This is a genomic window from Collinsella sp. AM28-11LB (assembly GCF_003469895.1).
Classification (GTDB): Bacteria; Actinomycetota; Coriobacteriia; order Coriobacteriales; family Coriobacteriaceae; genus Collinsella.
In genome coordinates, this window is the sequence record NZ_QSKJ01000001.1 from 41,589 (window position 1) to 58,223 (window position 16,635).

General features: G+C 62.2%; 13 protein-coding genes. 2 read left to right on the top strand and 11 right to left on the bottom strand.

Annotated features, from left to right (window positions below):
- Positions 1-2 precede the first annotated feature (2 nt).
- The 7 genes from DW732_RS00215 to DW732_RS00245 all read right to left on the bottom strand — a co-directional run bounded on the left by DW732_RS00215 (position 3) and on the right by DW732_RS00245 (position 9,532).
- Positions 3-644, bottom strand: coding sequence for a type II secretion system F family protein (locus DW732_RS00215; protein WP_117734714.1), 642 nt, complete (start codon positions 642-644; stop codon positions 3-5).
- Positions 641-1,567 (bottom strand): type II secretion system F family protein, encoded by a 927-nt coding sequence (locus DW732_RS00220; RefSeq protein ID WP_118098042.1) that lies wholly within the window; start codon positions 1,565-1,567, stop codon positions 641-643. The genes DW732_RS00215 and DW732_RS00220 overlap by 4 nt, the downstream gene beginning before the upstream one ends.
- A complete protein-coding gene (locus DW732_RS00225; RefSeq protein ID WP_118098044.1) occupies positions 1,540-2,868 on the bottom strand; it encodes a CpaF family protein in 1,329 nt (442 codons plus the stop codon). The genes DW732_RS00220 and DW732_RS00225 overlap by 28 nt, the downstream gene beginning before the upstream one ends.
- Positions 2,865-4,514 carry a P-loop NTPase gene (locus DW732_RS00230; protein ID WP_118098046.1) on the bottom strand — a complete coding sequence of 550 codons (1,650 nt, stop codon included), beginning with the start codon at positions 4,512-4,514 and terminating at the stop codon, positions 2,865-2,867. The genes DW732_RS00225 and DW732_RS00230 overlap by 4 nt, the downstream gene beginning before the upstream one ends.
- On the bottom strand, positions 4,514-5,173 hold the full coding sequence (gene cpaB, locus DW732_RS00235) for a Flp pilus assembly protein CpaB (protein WP_233539306.1): 660 nt from the start codon (positions 5,171-5,173) through the stop codon (positions 4,514-4,516). The genes DW732_RS00230 and cpaB overlap by 1 nt, the downstream gene beginning before the upstream one ends.
- Before the next feature lie 252 nt (positions 5,174-5,425).
- A complete protein-coding gene (gene rsgA / locus DW732_RS00240; RefSeq protein WP_199569690.1) occupies positions 5,426-6,379 on the bottom strand; it encodes a ribosome small subunit-dependent GTPase A in 954 nt (317 codons plus the stop codon).
- A 471-nt stretch (positions 6,380-6,850) separates the two neighbouring features.
- Entirely contained in the window at positions 6,851-9,532 is a 2,682-nt protein-coding gene (locus tag DW732_RS00245; RefSeq protein ID WP_118098050.1) for a cation-translocating P-type ATPase, read from the bottom strand.
- Between the two features lie 441 nt (positions 9,533-9,973).
- Here DW732_RS00245 and pyk point away from each other — a divergent pair, with 441 nt between their 5' ends.
- A complete protein-coding gene (gene pyk, locus DW732_RS00250) occupies positions 9,974-11,434 on the top strand; it encodes a pyruvate kinase (RefSeq protein ID WP_118098052.1) in 1,461 nt (486 codons plus the stop codon).
- Positions 11,435-11,854: 420 nt separating this feature from the next.
- Positions 11,855-12,928, top strand: a complete 1,074-nt coding sequence (locus DW732_RS00255) for a hypothetical protein (protein WP_147356335.1) — start codon at positions 11,855-11,857, stop codon at positions 12,926-12,928.
- Here DW732_RS00255 and DW732_RS00260 read toward each other — a convergent pair.
- From DW732_RS00260 to cbiM, 4 genes are all read right to left on the bottom strand, one after another.
- Positions 12,925-13,773 carry a hypothetical protein gene (locus DW732_RS00260; RefSeq protein WP_118098055.1) on the bottom strand — a complete coding sequence of 283 codons (849 nt, stop codon included), beginning with the start codon at positions 13,771-13,773 and terminating at the stop codon, positions 12,925-12,927. The two genes, DW732_RS00255 and DW732_RS00260, sit on opposite strands and share 4 nt — an antisense overlap.
- 80 nt (positions 13,774-13,853) lie before the next feature.
- Positions 13,854-14,624, bottom strand: coding sequence for an energy-coupling factor ABC transporter ATP-binding protein (locus tag DW732_RS00265; protein WP_118098058.1), 771 nt, complete (start codon positions 14,622-14,624; stop codon positions 13,854-13,856).
- Positions 14,625-14,668: 44 nt separating this feature from the next.
- Positions 14,669-15,505, bottom strand: a complete 837-nt coding sequence (locus tag DW732_RS00270) for an energy-coupling factor transporter transmembrane protein EcfT (protein ID WP_118098060.1) — start codon at positions 15,503-15,505, stop codon at positions 14,669-14,671.
- Positions 15,483-16,565: a cobalt transporter CbiM gene (gene cbiM / locus DW732_RS00275; RefSeq protein WP_117743140.1), complete on the bottom strand. Its 1,083-nt coding sequence runs from the start codon at positions 16,563-16,565 to the stop codon at positions 15,483-15,485. Before cbiM ends, DW732_RS00270 begins: the two co-directional genes overlap by 23 nt.
- Between the last annotated feature and the right edge of the window lie 70 nt (positions 16,566-16,635).

Sequence of the window (16,635 nt, forward strand, 5' to 3'; positions counted from 1 at the left end):
CCCTACATCATCCCGCCTGCTCCCAGCAGCGGGCCCAATATGGACAGAAGCAACGCCGGCAAGATGAGCGTGCCGGTGGGAATCAGCAGCTTGACGGGCGCACGCTCGATCTCGCGCTCAACCGCGGCGCGATGAGCTGCACGGATCTCGCGACTTTGAGCGGCCAGCGTCTCGGCAAGTGGGGCACCCAGGGCGAGCGCCTGCCCCACCGTGATGGCAAAGGTCTCGAGCGCTCGCACGTCCAGGTCGCGCGCGGCGGCCAACAACTCGTCCTCACGCGTGCCCACGCCCACCTGCCACGCCATGCGGGCCCGCTCAAGGCGAAGAGCCAGCACTGACCGGCGGTTGGCGCAGAAAATCTCAAGCGCCGCATCAAACGAAAGACCGGCCGAAAGACCCAAGCGAACAACATCGATCATCTCGGACACTTCGCCGAGCGACACTCGCGCCGGGCCGCCCGCCCCAACCGCGCCCTTCACTCGCGCGGTCAGGGCATCGGCCACCGAGCGACCCGCAGCAGCGACCAGCACTGCCTCGCGCTTGCAGGTACCTGCGATCTTGCGTGCATCCGCCCGATCCAAACCCGTCGCGACAAATACACTCAGGGCGCACAGGCAAGCCGCAACTGCAACCAGGGCGCTCATAGCTCCACCCTCATAATGCGCCGGATAACCACCAGGGCAACGGCGTTGAGGGCAAGACCCAGCACCACAGCGCCCGCACCGGCAGGCGTCACAAGACCGCGACGAAAATCTGCCGAAAGCAGCGCCAACACCGCGCACATGCCCGCCGGCATCGCCGCGACCATATGCGCCGACATGCGGGCCTGCGACGTCTTGACATCCAGGCGGCGCTTGAGCTCAATGCGCTCCCCCACCATGCTCGACGCCTCGGCCAGCAGGTCGGCAAGCGGGGCACCGGTTCGCTGCGACACCTTGAGCGCCAACGCGACAAGCGAAAGCCCGGGGGCGTCGATGCGGACAAGCAGGTCGTCGAGCGCATCGGTCGCCGAGATGCCGCAATCGATCGCCGCCGCCACCCGCAAAAACTCGGTATGCACCGGCTCTTGCGCATGAGCGCCCACAAAGCGCATGCCCTGGGCCAGCGAATGTCCCGAGGCAAGCGACATGGAAAGTGCGGTAAACGCCTCGGGCATGGCCTCCTCCACATCGTGTTGCTCGCGCCGGCTCTCAAAGCCATCCCGGGCGACGCCAACGGCAAACGGGGCAACAAGTCCCAAGGCAAATCCGAGGGGCGATAACGACACCATCGTTAGCAAAACACAGCAGACACCGCTCGATAGCAGCAGAAATGCTAGGCGAGTCGCGTTATCCTCAATAGCAAGCCCAAAGCGATCTGTGGGGACCAACGATGCCCACGAACGGGCGATCTTTTTCAGCAGATCGTTTTCCACCAGCTCACGCGGCAGCTTCTCTGCCACCGTCCCGAGCGCCTGACGTGCCAGCTCCGCCGGCGGTACCCGCGGCACACGAGGCTCTGCCCCACACACCGTCGCGACAGAAAGCCCTGCCAAGCCCCCTACGACGAGGGGCATAGCGATCTCCATTCGTCCACCTCCTCTTGTGTAAGCGTCCCCGACCGCAGGCCTTCTGCGATAAACGGCGGCTCGCGGTCGAGCGTCCAGGTGCGCTCGGCGGCATCGAAAGTCACGTAGCGTTCGAGCTCAACACCGCCCGACACGCCGCGGTGAACCCCCGAATATGAGGCCACAAAGCGCCTGCCATCGGCGTGGCGCTCGGACATCACGATGCCGTCGAGCGCCATGGCAATCTGCTCCTCGATGAGCTCGCTCGGCAGATCGATGCCATAACGTGCAAGCAACGTCAGACGCACCACGGTCTCCTGTTCTGAACCCGCATGAAGTGTGGTGAGCGACCCGTCGTGGCCCGTGTTCATGGCCTGCAACATGTCGCAGCACTCGGCACCGCGCACCTCGCCCACCACGATGCGGTCGGGGCGCATGCGCAGGGCATTAGTTACCAGGTCGCGGATCGTCACCGCGCCCTCACCCTCAATTGAAGCCTCGCGCGCCTCTAGGCGCACCACGTGCGGATGATGTGCAAACTTGAGCTCGGCAGAGTCCTCGATCGTCACGATGCGCTCGCCGGTGGAAATCTCGCATGACAACGCGTTGAGCAGGGTGGTCTTACCAGATCCCGTGCCTCCCGCAACCGCCAGGTCCTGTCGCAGCGACACCGCGCACGACAGCAGCTGCGCATACCAAAGCGGCAGCGATCCCAACCCCACGAGCTCGTCCAGTGAGCAGATGCGGTCCGAGAACTTTCGGATGGTGAGAATCGGTCCGTCAATCGCCACAGGCGGAATCACCGCGTTGACGCGATAGCCCGTTTTGAGGCGGGCGTTGACAATGGGGCTGCGCTCGTCGATACGGCGGCCAAGTGGCGAGATGATGCGGTCGATTAGCACACGGATCTGTTCGTCGTCCTCAAACGCGTGCTCGATGGGATACAAAACGCCGCCGCGTTCAAAGAAAGCCGAGCGGCAGCCGTTGATCATGATCTCGGTAACGGTGTCGTCCTCGATGAGCGGCTGCAACGGCCCCAAGCCCACCACATCATCCAAAATCTCGTCGATGATGGTCTCGCGCTCGGGCGTCGCGAGATCGGTCGGCTCCTCAACATTGAGCGCCGCCTCCACCGCGGGACGCAATTCCGAGCGGGCAAGCGCCGGGTCGATATAGGCGCTGATACGCGCCACTTCGTCGTAACCCATGCGGTCCATTACGGCGCGCTTGGTGCGTCGTTTCACCGCGCGGCGACGCCCTGCATCTACAGGCGCTGCCGTCGCTGCAGCGCCGGCAGCCCTAATCCTCGTTTGCAGGCTCATCGCTGATCACCCTCGCGCGACCAGGGAAGGCGAATGCGCGGGCGTTCGGTGCGTGTTGCACGGTCGGCGACCATATCGCTCCAAGGGCCGACGGCGCACCCCAGTTCCACGAGCATCTCGCGCGTGGCCTTGCGCACGCTGGTCGCAAAAGCGCTGGTCTGCCCCACTGCCTCGTCAGCGCGCCCAAACGCCATGAGCGCGGCGAGATCCTGTCCGCCATCGGCGATACGAATCTTGGAGCTCAACGCACAGGCAATCTCAAAGCGCATGGCGACGTCCTCGTCTGCCCCGCGCGCACCGAACCGGTTGAACACAGCGCTCATGCGCGTGCGCGGCACACCTACTCGACTTGCCAGTTCAATGACGCGCGACGCCGATGTCGCGGACGACACCGCCGCATCGCCAACGACCAGACAACGGTCGCTCGCCGCCACCGCAGCCGCCACGGCGTCGCCCCAAAAGACCGAGGTATCGATAAAGACCACGTCGGATTCGCGACGCAGAACATCAAGCAGTAGCTCCACCGGACGTGCCATGAGCTCGGCTTGCTCGGGCGCCGCGACGGGACCCCAGAGCGTAACGCCCGGCGCCACGCGCATCGATGCGGCTACGATATCCGGCTCGGCGAGCGCGCCCGCCGCCGACGGCTCAATAAGTGCCGCTATATCGCGCGGAGCATCGACGCCTAACAAGTCGTAAAGGTTTCCAAACATCAGGTCCAGGTCGAGCACGGCGGCACGCAAGCCCAACAGCGACGATGTGTGTGCCATGGTGGCAACAATCGTCGACTTGCCGCAACCGCCCGAACCCGAAATGGCGCAGATGACCGGAGCTCGATGCGGCGGAGCGGCGGCGTCTGCCGGCGGCATCTGAAGCGGCGGGGCGGGCGTCGGTGACAGCGTCCCCGTCTCCCCCGCCGCAACCACACGCTGCGTCCAAGCCGGCATGGCAGCTTGTTCGGTCTGCGAGGCAGGCTCGTTCTGTGCAATCTGCTCATGCTGCATCGGCGACAACTCGCCGCACCCGTCAAAGCCCCCAACTTCGTCCAGTTCATCGGCCAGATTCACGCCGTGCACGTATCCCATATCTACAGCCGGGGAGTCGCCAGCATGCTGTGCCGGCCCTCCAGCGTCATCGTATACAAGGGGGTTCCGGGGGCGCCGACCATGCTCGGCTTCCGCTTTTCCATAATCATCAACACGCGGGCCTCTTGTAGCGCGAGGCGCCCCGGGTTCCCTATCAACAAAAGCATCGGGCTCAATCGTCATGCGCCGATCAGAATCAACCGCTCCCTCGCCCGCGTGCCCGTTGCCGCATATACTGTGCGCAGCGATGACCTCGGTCGCCCCCGCGCGAAACAGCCCCTCGATATCCGACGGATCGAGCGCTTCTATCAACACGACCACGCGACTCACGCGGCCTTCGACCGTCAGGCGCGCAACAGTCTTGCGCACATCTTCGGTATCAAACAGAGACGCCGCGATGATGGCAGCCCCGCGGCGCGACGGAAACGCCCGCGCCATGGAAACCAGCCCGTCCAGGTCACCCACGCGAAGCACCTGTGCACCCGCATCACGGCCCTCGACTTCCCGCTGCAACAGCCCGTAATCGCCGCACGCGCAGCACGCAAGCCAGATCGCCTTCATCACTCGTCGCCTCCGCTCTTTCTGCCGCGCGCCGTGGCGGGAATCGTCAAGCTGACCGTTCCCTTGCCCGAGGCGCCCAGCAGTTCCTTGACGTCTTCGGGGTCAGCCGCCAGCGTCACCCATTCGATCTTGCCCTCGCGCGTGGCACCGGAATCCTCACTGGTATCGATCACGTACGCGCCGCACAGCCGATCGGTTACGCCGTCTTTTTGCACATACACATCCACGTAGCTGCCCACGCCCGTGGCGCCGCCGACCGAGTGCTCGGCATCGACCGCCACCGAAACGGCGACCTTGCCCTTAGGCACCTCGAGCTTGTGGCTCTCGGCCTTGGTGTAGACATTGCAGATCACGGCGTTTTTGGGAATACGCGAAGTCGTCACGTCGCCGCGCACCTGGCGCAGCTCGGTCGCTGCGTCACGCGGCAGCAGGCTCGTCAGCCATTCCTGGGTTATGACATTGGTCTCATCGAGGGTCTCGCCCACATCGATATCGCGCGCCGCAACGCATACCTCGACGCGATCGCCCCCGTATTTTGCCAAAGTCTCGGCCTGGGCCCGCTCGGCTTGCGAGCGGATCGACGAGCCGTAGACCATGCAGAGCGCCGCGGCAAGCACGCCCGCGACCAGACTGATGGCGATGCGCTTGCTCTTGTTCACAGCCGCTCCTCTCATGGCAGTGCCGGGCGAATGCCCGTACCACCATTGTCTGAGCGGTCAGAGTGCAAAGCGGCGCAATCGCGATCTTGGTTTTCGATGTCAAACCAATCGCTGACCAAAAACTGACCAGCCCGTCAAGCTCGTGGCAAGGTTTTGGCCAGCACGTCAGCAAACTGCATGTTTCGAGGCTTTTCCGCAGCAAAAAAGCCGTCTCCCGAACAGTTGGGAGACGGCTGTCATAGGAAAAATCAATTACAGATGGACATCGGGATCGAGCATTTGAGCGCTCACGCGCATGGATGACGCCAGGTTTTGGAACGTTTCCAGACGCAGGCCGTCGATCTGCCCGGCGTCCTCGGCCTCGCGAACGGCGCAACCCGGCTCATGGGTATGTGTGCAATCGCCAAACCGACACGCACGCGACGCCTCGACGATCTCGGGGAAGGCACGCGCCAGGCCCCGCTCGTGACCAACGAGTGGCAAACTGCGCAGGCCCGGAGCGTCGGCAATGACGCCGGCGTCGCCCGGCAGCGCCACCATCACGCGCGCGACCGTGGTATGGCGGCCTTGGTCGTCGCGCTCGCGCACACCACCGGTAGCCAGCGCATCGTGGCCCAGCAGCGCATTGAGCAGCGTCGACTTTCCGGCCCCCGACTCACCCAGGATCATGGCGCACGTTCCCGCCGGCACACAGGAGCGCACCTCATCCAAACCACGGCCTTCGGCAGAGGACGTCACGATCACGCGCACGTCCGGGCCCACCAGACGGCGCACGCGATCCAGATCGCGCTCGAGTTCCGCGGCCTCGCAGCGGTCGGCCTTGGTGAGCACCACCACCGGCTCGGCATCGCAGTCGAACGCCAAAACCAGCGAGCGCGCCACGCGGTCGAGCAGCACCTCGCCAGCACCGAGCGCCTGCACGATCAGCACGCTGTCCACGTTGGAGCAAAGCACCTGACGCTCACCGCGAGCACGTCCGCGCCAGCGCTCAAAACTCGTACGGCGCGGCAGGACGCACTCGATCACGCACATGTCGTGCCCGGGCGCACGGCGCACCGCCACGCGGTCGCCCACGGCGGGCAGCATTACCTCGTCCTCGCCGCGCGACTTGGCAAACCCCACGGCATGCTCGGCGCGAAAGGTGTCGTCGGCAGTAGCCACCAGCGGAAACCCGCGATCCAAGCGCACCACGGCGCCAAGCTGCATCTGCTCGGGCTCCTCGGCATGTGCGCAGAAATCATCAAAGGCAGTCTGCTGGGCTTCATCGACCGGCAGGTCATCAAACGCCGGAACGTCCTGCAGCGCGTCGAGTCCCGGCACGCTTGCCAGCAGCTCCTCAGCAGATGCGGGAGCCTCGGTCGCGAGCTTCCGGCGACGATCGCGCTTAGCCCGCGCCCCCGTCGTCTTTTTCTTCGCTTTAGCCTTAGCTTTGCCCACAGATGCCTCCCAGCACAAAACCACACAACTGAGCAGGTATTTTAAAACAAAAAGAGCTGGCCGGGCAAAGCCCGACCAGCTCACAAACTTTCCCTCAGCTTATGGTCCTGAGAGGTTATCCGAAGGCCCGCCCGCCGGGAGGGGTTTCCCAAGGGCACATCCCGCAGCCGCAAAGCGGCGAGGACGTGCCCGTGGAAACCCCGCAGGCGGTCGGGCCGGTAGGAAGGATAGCCTTTCGACCTACCCCTTCTCCACGGCGCGCATGATCGCCTTGTAGATCTCCATCAGCGGAATGATCAGGAAGGCAAGGCCCAGCGCGGCGATAACACCCTTGAGCTCGAGCGTCACGGGACCAAAGAACATCTCGGCAAGCGTCGGCTGCACGGTTACGATCACCGTCAGTACCAGCGCCAGCGCGGCGGAGGCCCACAGCCACTTGTTCTGCTTCTTCATGGTGAACAGCGAGGCACGACGGCTGCGCATATTGAAGCAGTGGAAGATCTCGACCATGTTGAGCGTGATGAACGCCATCATCACGCCTTCCTCGTCGGCATTGCCTGCGATCATATCGGCGATGTGGATGTAGCCCATGTCAAAGTACACGCCCACAAAGAAGCTCGCCAGCACCAGCACGGTAATGATCAGGCCCTGGACCACGCAGTCCAGGCCCATATTGCCGGCAAAGACGCCGTCCTTGGCGTTGCGCGGCTTGCGCTTCATGATGTCGCCCTCGGCGTCCTCCATGCCCAGCGCGAGCGCGGGGAAGCAGTCGGTGACCAGGTTCACCCACAGCAGCTGCACCGGCTGAAAGATGGTAAAGCCGATGAGCGTGGCGATGAACACCGAGAAGACCTCGGCAAGGTTGGCCGAAAGCAGGAACTGGATGACCTTGCGGATGTTGTCGTAGATACGACGGCCCTCTTCGCAGGCACCGATGATAGTGGCGAAGTTGTCGTCGGCAAGCACCATGTCGGCAACGTTCTTGGTAACGTCGGTGCCGGTGATGCCCATGCCAACGCCGATGTCGGCGCGTTTGATGGACGGGGCATCGTTGACGCCGTCGCCCGTCATGGCCACGATCTGGTCGCGCGACTTCCAAGCCTCTACGATACGGGTCTTGTGCTCGGGCTGGACGCGGGCGTACACGCCGTAGTCCTCGATATGCGCGTCGAGCTCCTCGTCGCTCATACGATCGAGGTCGGCACCGGTGATGGCATGGCTGCGATCGGTGACGATTCCCAGCTGCTTGGCAATGGCCACGGCGGTGTCGATATGGTCGCCCGTGATCATCACGGTGCGAATACCAGCATCGTGGGCCTCGCGGATGGCGTCGGCGACCTCGGGGCGGACAGGGTCAATCATGCCGGACAGGCCGCAGAAGACCAGGTCATGCTCGAGCGCAGCGGGACTGCAGTCGGCGGGAACCTCGGTGTAGGTGCGGCTCGCCAGCGCCAGCACGCGCAGGGCCTCGTCGGCCATGGCTTTGTTGGCCGCCACGAGCTCGGCACGACGCTCCTCGGTCAGGGGGACGACCTTATCGCCCTCGTAGATGTGGGTGCACAGGCCGATCACCACGTCGGGCGCACCCTTGGTGTACTGCTCATACTCGCCGTCCAGGGTCTCTACGACCACGGACATCATCTTACGACCCGAGTCGAACGGGGCCTCGCCCACACGCGGATGCTCGGCAGTCAGGCCGGTGAGGCCCGCCTTGCCGGCGTCGTTGACAAGCGCGCACTCGGTCGGCTCGCCCACGGCCTCGCCTAAATCCTCGTCCCACTGGGCATCGGAGCACAGCGCCATACCGGCCAGGAACTTCTCCTTAGGCGCAGCAAGCTCGTGCTTGACGACGGTCATCTTGTTTTGAGTAAGGGTACCGGTCTTGTCGGAGCAGATGGTCTGCGTGCAGCCGAGGGTCTCGACGGCAGAAAGCTTGCGGATAATCGCCTGGCGCTTGGCCATCTTGGTCACGCCAAGCGACAGCACGATGGTCACAACGGCGACCAGGCCCTCGGGGATGGCAGCGACGGCGAGCGAGACGGCGACCATAAAGGTGTCGAGCAAAGCGGTCGGGTCGGTAAGGACGTTGCCCACGCCGTGGCGGAGGATATCGACGCCAAAGATGACGACGCAGATGACGATAACCATGATGGTAAGGATGCGGCTGAGCTCGGCGAGCTTCACCTGCAGCGGCGTGAGCTCTTCCTTAGCCTCGGCCAGGGCGCCGGCAATCTTGCCCATCTCGGTGTTCATACCGGTGCCGACCACAACGGCGCGGCCACGGCCGTACACAACGGTGGAGCCCATGTAGCACATGTTCTTGCGGTCGCCGAGCGGCACGTCATCGGTGCCCGCAGCAAGCTCGATCACGTTGGCGTGCTTCTCGACCGGCACGGACTCGCCGGTGAGTGCGGCCTCTTCGATCTTCATCGTGGCGCTCTCGAGCACGCGGCAGTCGGCCGGGACGGAGTCGCCCGCCTCGAGCATGATCACGTCACCGGGCACGAGCTCGGCGCTCGGCAGGTGCACGAGCTTGCCGTCGCGCAGTACCTTGGACTGCGCCGCGCTCATCTCTTGCAGGGCTTCGAGGGCCTCCTCGCTCTTGGCCTCTTGGACTACGCCCAGCACCGAGTTGACGATAACGACGAACATGATGATGGCGACATCAGCAAAGTCGGGCTCGCCCTTGACCATGCCCGTGAGCGCGCTGATAACCGCGGCCGCGATCAACATGATGACCATGGGGTCGGCCATCTGCTCAAAGAAACGCTTCCAAAGCGGCGTTTTCTCGGCTTCCTCAAGCTTGTTAGGGCCTGTCTTGGCAAGACGCGACGACGCCTCGCCGTTGCTCAGGCCGAGGTTCTCATCGACACCTTGGTCGCTGAGCACCTCCGCCGCGGCGGACAGGTATTCCTTTTGCATATAGAGTCCCCTCCTGGGATTCGGGCCACTCAGCAGATTGATGCCCGATCATAATTCCCAGGAGAAGGGCAAGGGCTCATCAAGGCTGCCGTGCTGAGCGGCAGTTGATAGTGGAGCTATGGTACCCCAAAGCGACGCGTCTAGCCAAAACATTCCATCTGGAAACACGGCACAGGCGCAACGGTGCAGACAGTGTGATGCTCGAGATTGATAAAACGTTTTTTCTTCAGCGCATCGGCAAACTGAAATATCGCCCAGATAGCAGCGGTAAGACCGCTTGGTAAAAATTTTTCTTTAGTCTTTTTTGACTAAAGAATGAACTTCTAAATCGGCGTACGGTCGATTTTTTGGGGTATTCGGTCGTCATTTCGTTATAATCAACTCAGTTTTATTTCTTATGGTTTATCTATCAGCGCAAGACGATGTCAGATGGAGGTCTGAATGTACAAGCGCACTAAGATTGTATGCACCATGGGTCCCGCCTGCGATAGCGACGAGACCATCCGCGAGATGATCAAGGCGGGCATGAACGTCGCCCGTTTCAACTTCTCGCACGGCTCTTACGACGAGCACCACGGTCGCATCGAGCGCGTCCGTCGTATTTCCAAGGAGCTCGGTCTGCCCGTCGGCATCCTGCTCGACACCAAGGGCCCCGAGGTCCGCACCGGCCTTCTGGTCGACGGCAAGAAGGTCGCCGTCAAGACCGGCGATAAGATCGTCGTCACCGCTCAGCCCACGTCCGAGGATTTCCACGGCACCGCTGAGCACATCTCCCTCGACTACCTGGCTCTGCCCTCCGAGGTCGAGAAGGGCTCCCTCATCCTGATCGATGACGGCCTGGTTGCCCTCGAGGTCGAGTCCGTCGACGGCCAGGACATGACCTGCGTCGTCAAGAATGACGGCCTGATCGGCGAGCGCAAGGGCGTCAACATGCCCAACGTCAACATCTCGCTGCCCGCCATCACCGAGCGCGATCGTCAGGACATTCTCTTTGGCCTGACCGAGAACATCGACTACATCGCCGCTTCCTTCATCCGTGACGCCGAGTCCGTCCGCGGCATCCGCGAGCTTTGCCGCGAGAACGGTGGCGAGCACGTGACGATCTTCCCAAAGATCGAGTGCGCCCTGGGCGTCGAGAACTTCGACGAGATCCTCGAGGCTTCCGACGGCATCATGGTCGCCCGCGGCGACCTGGGCATCGAGATCAAGCCCGAGCTCGTTCCGCATATCCAGAAGGAGATCATCGCCAAGTGCAACGCGGCCTACAAGCCCGTCATCACCGCTACGCAGATGCTCGACTCCATGCAGCAGAACCCGCGCCCGACGCGCGCCGAGGTTGCCGACGTTGCTAACGCCATCTACGACGGCACCGACGCCGTTATGCTCTCTGGCGAGTCCGCTGCCGGTAAGTACCCGGTCGAGGCCGTTAAGATGCAGGCCAGCATCGCTCTCGAGACCGAGAAGTACCTCCCGGCTCACGCTCCGCTCGAGGTTCCCGCTGACGCTCACGGCACCCGCGTTGTCAACAACGTTGTGGGTATGTCCGCTGTGAACATGGCCACCACCGTTGGCGCCAAGTGCATCACCGTGCCGACGACCACCGGTCGTACTGCTCGCCTGATCTCGCACTTCCGTCCCAACATGCCGATCTGCGCGTTCTCCCGCCACGAGTGGGCCGTCCAGCAGATGATCATGTACTGGGGCGTCATCCCGCACCAGGCAGAGATTACCCAGGGCACCGTCAACGGCACGATCGTCAAGGCGATCGAGACCGCCAAGGAGCTCGGCTACGTCGAGACCGGCGATCTGACCGTCGCCACCGCCGGCGATCCCCGCATGAGCGTCCAGCTCGAGGACAAGGTCTCCTCGACCAACGTCGCTTACGTCGCTCAGGTGCGCTAAATCGCACTTGCAAGCAGATTTGCATTGCAAAGGGCCCGGAAGGCTTCGCCTTCCGGGCCCTTTTTCTGTGTGCCAATACCTGCGCACGGCAAAACACGCACTCATTTCTTTACCAAAAGCGCGAAATCCACCCTTCAGGGCCCAAATAATAAAGCCCCAAGCGCTAAAAGTGTTCGCCCGGTGGCAAACCCACACCTTAACCGACGCTGCTAAATCGTTTTAGCAAGAGCCAGATCGACCGCGTTTTCGGAAGTGCGGGGAAAAATTGCTCACCCCCAAGCACAAGCCCTTCTATTTCAACAAAACCCCTGATAAAGTTGGCTCAAATACTCCTTGTGCTTTGCCTGCTTCTCTTTTTCCCCGCACTTCCGAAACCGATAGCCTTTCTAGCCCAAACAACGCTCAAACGATCGGATTGCTATGTCATTTCTCGCTTGCGGACCCTCGGCTTTCCAGTACTATCGCATCCCGCCCCAGATACTGGGACTCTATCCGGCAATCCTGCCGCCCGACCATGACCATCGCTTGGTGCATTACTCAAAACAGCCAGTATTTGAGGATCTACTCGACAAGCCGGTCTGGAGATTCGTGGGCGAAAAGGGTCGCCGCGCGAACGGCAAGCTTTTTCGCAGCCGCCTGCTGACCCAGGAACCACCTCCCGGGTCGTTTAGGCAAACTGAACATGGATTTGATGTCACTTCGCCCGAGTTCACACTGCTCAACCTTGCTACGCAGGCTTCCCGCATCCAGCTGCTTATGGCATGCTATGAAATGTGCAGCTCATTTGCAGTATTTACGCCCTGCGAGCGTGCGCAACAGCAACTTGATGAGGCGATTTCCCTTAAGTTCATTCCACCCGACTGTGGCTGGGAGCGCGTTGTTGACACCAAGGGCAATGGCACCAATTTGTGGAAACGCGCGCCGCTCCTCAGCGCGGCGGATATCGCCGCGTTCGCCAAGCAGGCCGCAGGCCTGCGCGGCGTCAAGCAACTCCGTTGGGCCGCCAAACGCATGACAGGACAGACTGCCTCACCCTTCGAGGTCCAGACATCCATGCCCATCTCACTCCCCCGCGACGAAGGCGGCCTGGGCATAGACATCACCAATAACGCGCGCATCCCGCTCAGCGAAGCCGCACGTTCGCTGTATGACAAAACCTGCTGTTACGCCGACATCCTCATCGAAAGTTTCACCGACAGCATGGGTGTCATTCTGGAATGCCAAGGCCGCTCCGCTCATGACAGCGAAGCCGCGAGCCTCTCCGATGCCGAGCGCGCCACCGCACTCACAAGCATGGGCTACGACGTCATCCAACTTACCTATGACCAGATTAAGGATAAGAAGAGCTTCGACCACATAGCCGAGCTCATCCATAAAAAGGCTGGGCTTCCCTACACTCCAAAGACCAAACAGGAGTGCGACGCCGAAGATGCCCTGCGGCAAAAGCTATTTGTCGATTGGGACGAGCTGTTCACTACCGGGCCGGCCAGCTAGCAGCTAGCAATCAGGGGCAGTGCGGGTGTGCCGGGAGCGGCTACGCGCTCGGCAAAGCCTGCCTCGGTTAGCTCGATGACATCGGTAAACGTTGCATCGAAAAATTCCTCGGTTAGCAGGCGATACGGCGGATGATCGGGCTCGCCGGGGTTTTCGCGTACAATCTCGTGCATGACGCCGATAGTCTTGAGCACATATTCGTTATGGATGGGATACTGCCCAAAACGCGTCGCCGCGGTAAACAGGCGATTGGTCGCACGCGGAATCGAAACAATGCCCAGCGTCTTGCCAAACCAGTCAAAGTCGCCTTGCTTTTTAATGCGGAACTCCTCACACGGCTTGCCGCCGTGCGCCTCCAGATACTGGTTCACACGCGTGTTCCATACCGTGTCGGCCACCAGATGCGACCAGACGCCCAGCGTTAAATCGAGCAGCGACTGCGCCACATCTTCGGACGCAAGCGAGAACTCACTAGCGCCGGGACCGGCAACCGGCTCGGCATACTTGTAGCGCTGGGGATAGTGCACGCGGTTCAGTCGCTCGCGTTCCTCGATAATCGAGGTCGCCGCGGCCGGCGCACCGGTGGGCGAACTTTTAAGCAACGGTGCCACATAGGTATCCCAGAACTCATGCTCACGAGGCTTAGGGATGGGCTCAGGCTTGGCAAAGTGCGTAATGCGGTACGGGATGGGATCGGCGATGCCAGGGACCATATAGCCCACGAAGATATCCGGAACCACGCAGCCAAACAAAAAGGCATTGCGGTCGCGCACACTATCGGCAAGCACACTGGTGCGATCCAGCAAACGCTCCGTCTGAGCGATATGAATGTTCCAGCTTGGCATAGCCACCCCCATAAAAAACCTGGATAACTATACCATCACGGCAAAGCCGCGCAGGCGGCTACGCACGCTTTACGCAGCAACTAGTCCGTAGCACCGCTTTCGGTTCCATACGACGGCGAAGACGCCTCGACCACATGGTGATATCGATCGATATAGATGGCGCGGGCACCCAAGCGTCGCACCAGATCCTGGTGATGCGTACTCATCAAAACCGTCTTACCCGCCGCGACGTAGGCCAGCAAGAAGTTGACCACGATGTCGCATGAATCTTCGTCGAGTCCATTGGTAGGTTCATCGAGGACCAAGATATCCGGGTTCATCGACACCACCGCAGCCAGCGCAACGCGCTTCTTTTGCCCGCCCGAGAGCTGATAGGGAGAGGCGTCGGCAAGGTCGGCAACCTGGAACAGCCCCATGGCATCGCGCACGCGGCGCTCGAGCTCGTCTGCCGGCAGCCCCATCTGGGCGGGGCCAAACGCAACCTCCTCGCCGACCGTGGCGCAAAAGAGCTGCGCATCGGCATTCTGGAACACAAAGCCCACGCGCTGATGGAACCGCTGGGCCGTCGCGGAATCCTTGAGATATGCCGCATCGACCACATGCCCGTCGAACAGGTACGCACCCGCGTCCGCAAGCTCAAGGCCGTTGATAAGACGCATGACCGTCGTCTTGCCGCAGCCGTTAGGACCAAGCAGAGCAACGAGCTCCCCACGGTTCACCCGCAATGTTACGCCATCGACCACCGTATGACCCGCATAGGAAAACACCACGTCGCGAAACTCGATGAGCGGCGTGATCTCGGCGCCGGCAGCACCGCTCGCACCCATCGCGTTATTCGTATCGTTTGCCAAAACGCCGCCCTTCCCTACTCACATCGACAGTTCGACCGTCCGCGCTACAACACCGCGCACAACACGACGAGCAACGCCACAACGGCCGCGTAAACGGCATCGCGCCAGCCAAACCCGGCGCGCGCGGGCGCCGGATACGCACCGGCAAAGCCGCGACAAAGCATAGCCTCGTCCATCGCGCGGCTGCATTCCATCGCCTTGATAAACGTCATGCCCATGATACCCGCCAGCGAGTCGGTGCGCGAAAAACCCGCAGGCGCGGATCCGACGCTGCGCAGCATGACCGATTCGCACAGATCGTGCGCTGTGCGTCCCAGCACCTCGATATGCTTGAGTGCCATATCAAAGGTAAAGATAACCTCGTCGGGCAGATGCAGCATCTTGAGCGCCGACGACATGCGGCTCCAGGTAAGCGTCCACGAAACGCCCAGTACCAGCGACACATTAATGAAGGTCTTGAGCGCGATCTTGAGCATGGCGCCCGTGGCAGAAGCGCCCAGCAGCAGGGCAGGCAGCGCCAGAACCACTGCGAGTCCCGCGGCGCCGAGCGCCGGCACAAAGGTCGCGCGCAGCCCGCGTACAGGGCGCACGGCAACGAGCACCAGCGCGATAGCCGCCATCAACATGAGGTACAGCGGGCTCTGCGTCAGACACACGCACAGGACGCAAACGAACATCCCCACCAGGCGCACCGGAGCCGAAACGCAAGAAAGGGCGCGGTCGACCATCGACCCGCCCTCGTGCGCGCCTCCACCCAGGCGAACCCGCTCAAGCAGGCTCGCCAGGTGCAGGACATTCTTCTGCATCACACGATGCCGAGCCCCCACGGGCTCATATCGCTCCTCGGCCGCAAGCCAGCTAGGCAGCTCGGCTATTGCCATGAGCACCGCTTTCCTTGACCGTCAGCGAGACCAGGCGGAATGCGATGGTAAGCACCGCCACGCCAATCACGCCCGAAAGGATATACATCGCGGCCTGGCCGGCAAAGCCAAGGCCCTGCTCCTCGGAATAGACCTGCAGGTAGTCGCCCGTGGGCAGCGCATCGGCAAAGGTCGGAGCATCGAGGCCGACCGAAGCCTGCAGACTGTCGTCACCAGCCTCCTGAACGGCGGTCGCGGCGCCCTCAGCGTCCCACTCGCCCCAGGCGTCACCCGTGGCCAAAAGGCCCAGCGGCGTGGCCAATACAAGTACGGCGACCAGAATGAGCGTGGGGATTAGGGAAGTCTTCTTGGCGGTACCATCGGCGGCAAGCTGGCCATCGACGGCCTCGGGCCCGACGATAATGCTCGGCGCCGTCTTCTTAATGAAACCGTAGATGGCGGCCGTCGCCACGCCCTCGATCACGCCGGCAACCAGCATATGCGGAATCAACATAGCCGGAATAGCCACGGACAGTGGGAAGGGGCAGTACAGCGGCGCGCCCGAAACGTTGGTAAAGAGCATCGGCTGAATACCAAACTCGATTGCCGCGCACAGGGCCGCCAGGCACAGGCCGACCCAACCGCTCACGACGGCAGAAACCGAGGTGCCCCAGCTCTTGTCGTGCAGACGACTGTTGAGCGCACCGAACACGATAGCAGCGACAAACGGCAGCACAAATGCCATGTTAAAGCAGTTGGCGCCAAACGACAGAACGCCGCCGTCGCCAAACAGCAGCGCCTGCAGCGCCAGCGCGACCGAAACCGCGATGGCAGCGGCCTCGGGACCCAGCAGCAGTGCGATGAGCGCACCGCCGACGGCGTGACCCGTGGTGCCGCCGGGCAGCGGCACGTTGAACATCATGAGCAAAAAGGAGAACGCGGCGCAGATGCCCAGAAAAGCCATGTGCTCGCGATCGAGCGTGGCGCGCACCTTCTTGATGCAGTGAACCCAAACGGGCACCATCGCCACCGCCATGACGGCATCGGTCTGCGGGGACAGATAATTATCTGGAATGTGCATGTATGCCTCCCGATTGTCGGCACGCAATCGCAGCGCCGTTTGAATCACCTTGATAGTGTTACGTATTGAT

Excerpts from the sequence above, each read along its gene's own strand:
- DW732_RS00215 (WP_117734714.1), bottom strand. The coding sequence starts at position 644 with ATGAGCGCCCTGGTTGCAGTTGCGGCTTGCCTGTGCGCCCTGAGTGTA.
- DW732_RS00245 (WP_118098050.1), bottom strand. The coding sequence starts at position 9,532 with ATGCAAAAGGAATACCTGTCCGCCGCGGCGGAGGTGCTCAGCGACCAA.
- DW732_RS00220 (WP_118098042.1), bottom strand. The coding sequence starts at position 1,567 with ATGGAGATCGCTATGCCCCTCGTCGTAGGGGGCTTGGCAGGGCTTTCT.
- DW732_RS00270 (WP_118098060.1), bottom strand. The coding sequence starts at position 15,505 with ATGGCAATAGCCGAGCTGCCTAGCTGGCTTGCGGCCGAGGAGCGATAT.
- DW732_RS00260 (WP_118098055.1), bottom strand. The coding sequence starts at position 13,773 with ATGCCAAGCTGGAACATTCATATCGCTCAGACGGAGCGTTTGCTGGAT.
- DW732_RS00225 (WP_118098044.1), bottom strand. The coding sequence starts at position 2,868 with ATGAGCCTGCAAACGAGGATTAGGGCTGCCGGCGCTGCAGCGACGGCA.
- cbiM (WP_117743140.1), bottom strand. The coding sequence starts at position 16,565 with ATGCACATTCCAGATAATTATCTGTCCCCGCAGACCGATGCCGTCATG.
- pyk (WP_118098052.1), top strand. The coding sequence starts at position 9,974 with ATGTACAAGCGCACTAAGATTGTATGCACCATGGGTCCCGCCTGCGAT.
- rsgA (WP_199569690.1), bottom strand. The coding sequence starts at position 6,379 with ATGCAGCTTGGCGCCGTGGTGCGCTTGGATCGCGGGTTTCCGCTGGTG.
- DW732_RS00230 (WP_118098046.1), bottom strand. The coding sequence starts at position 4,514 with ATGAAGGCGATCTGGCTTGCGTGCTGCGCGTGCGGCGATTACGGGCTG.
- DW732_RS00255 (WP_147356335.1), top strand. The coding sequence starts at position 11,855 with ATGTCATTTCTCGCTTGCGGACCCTCGGCTTTCCAGTACTATCGCATC.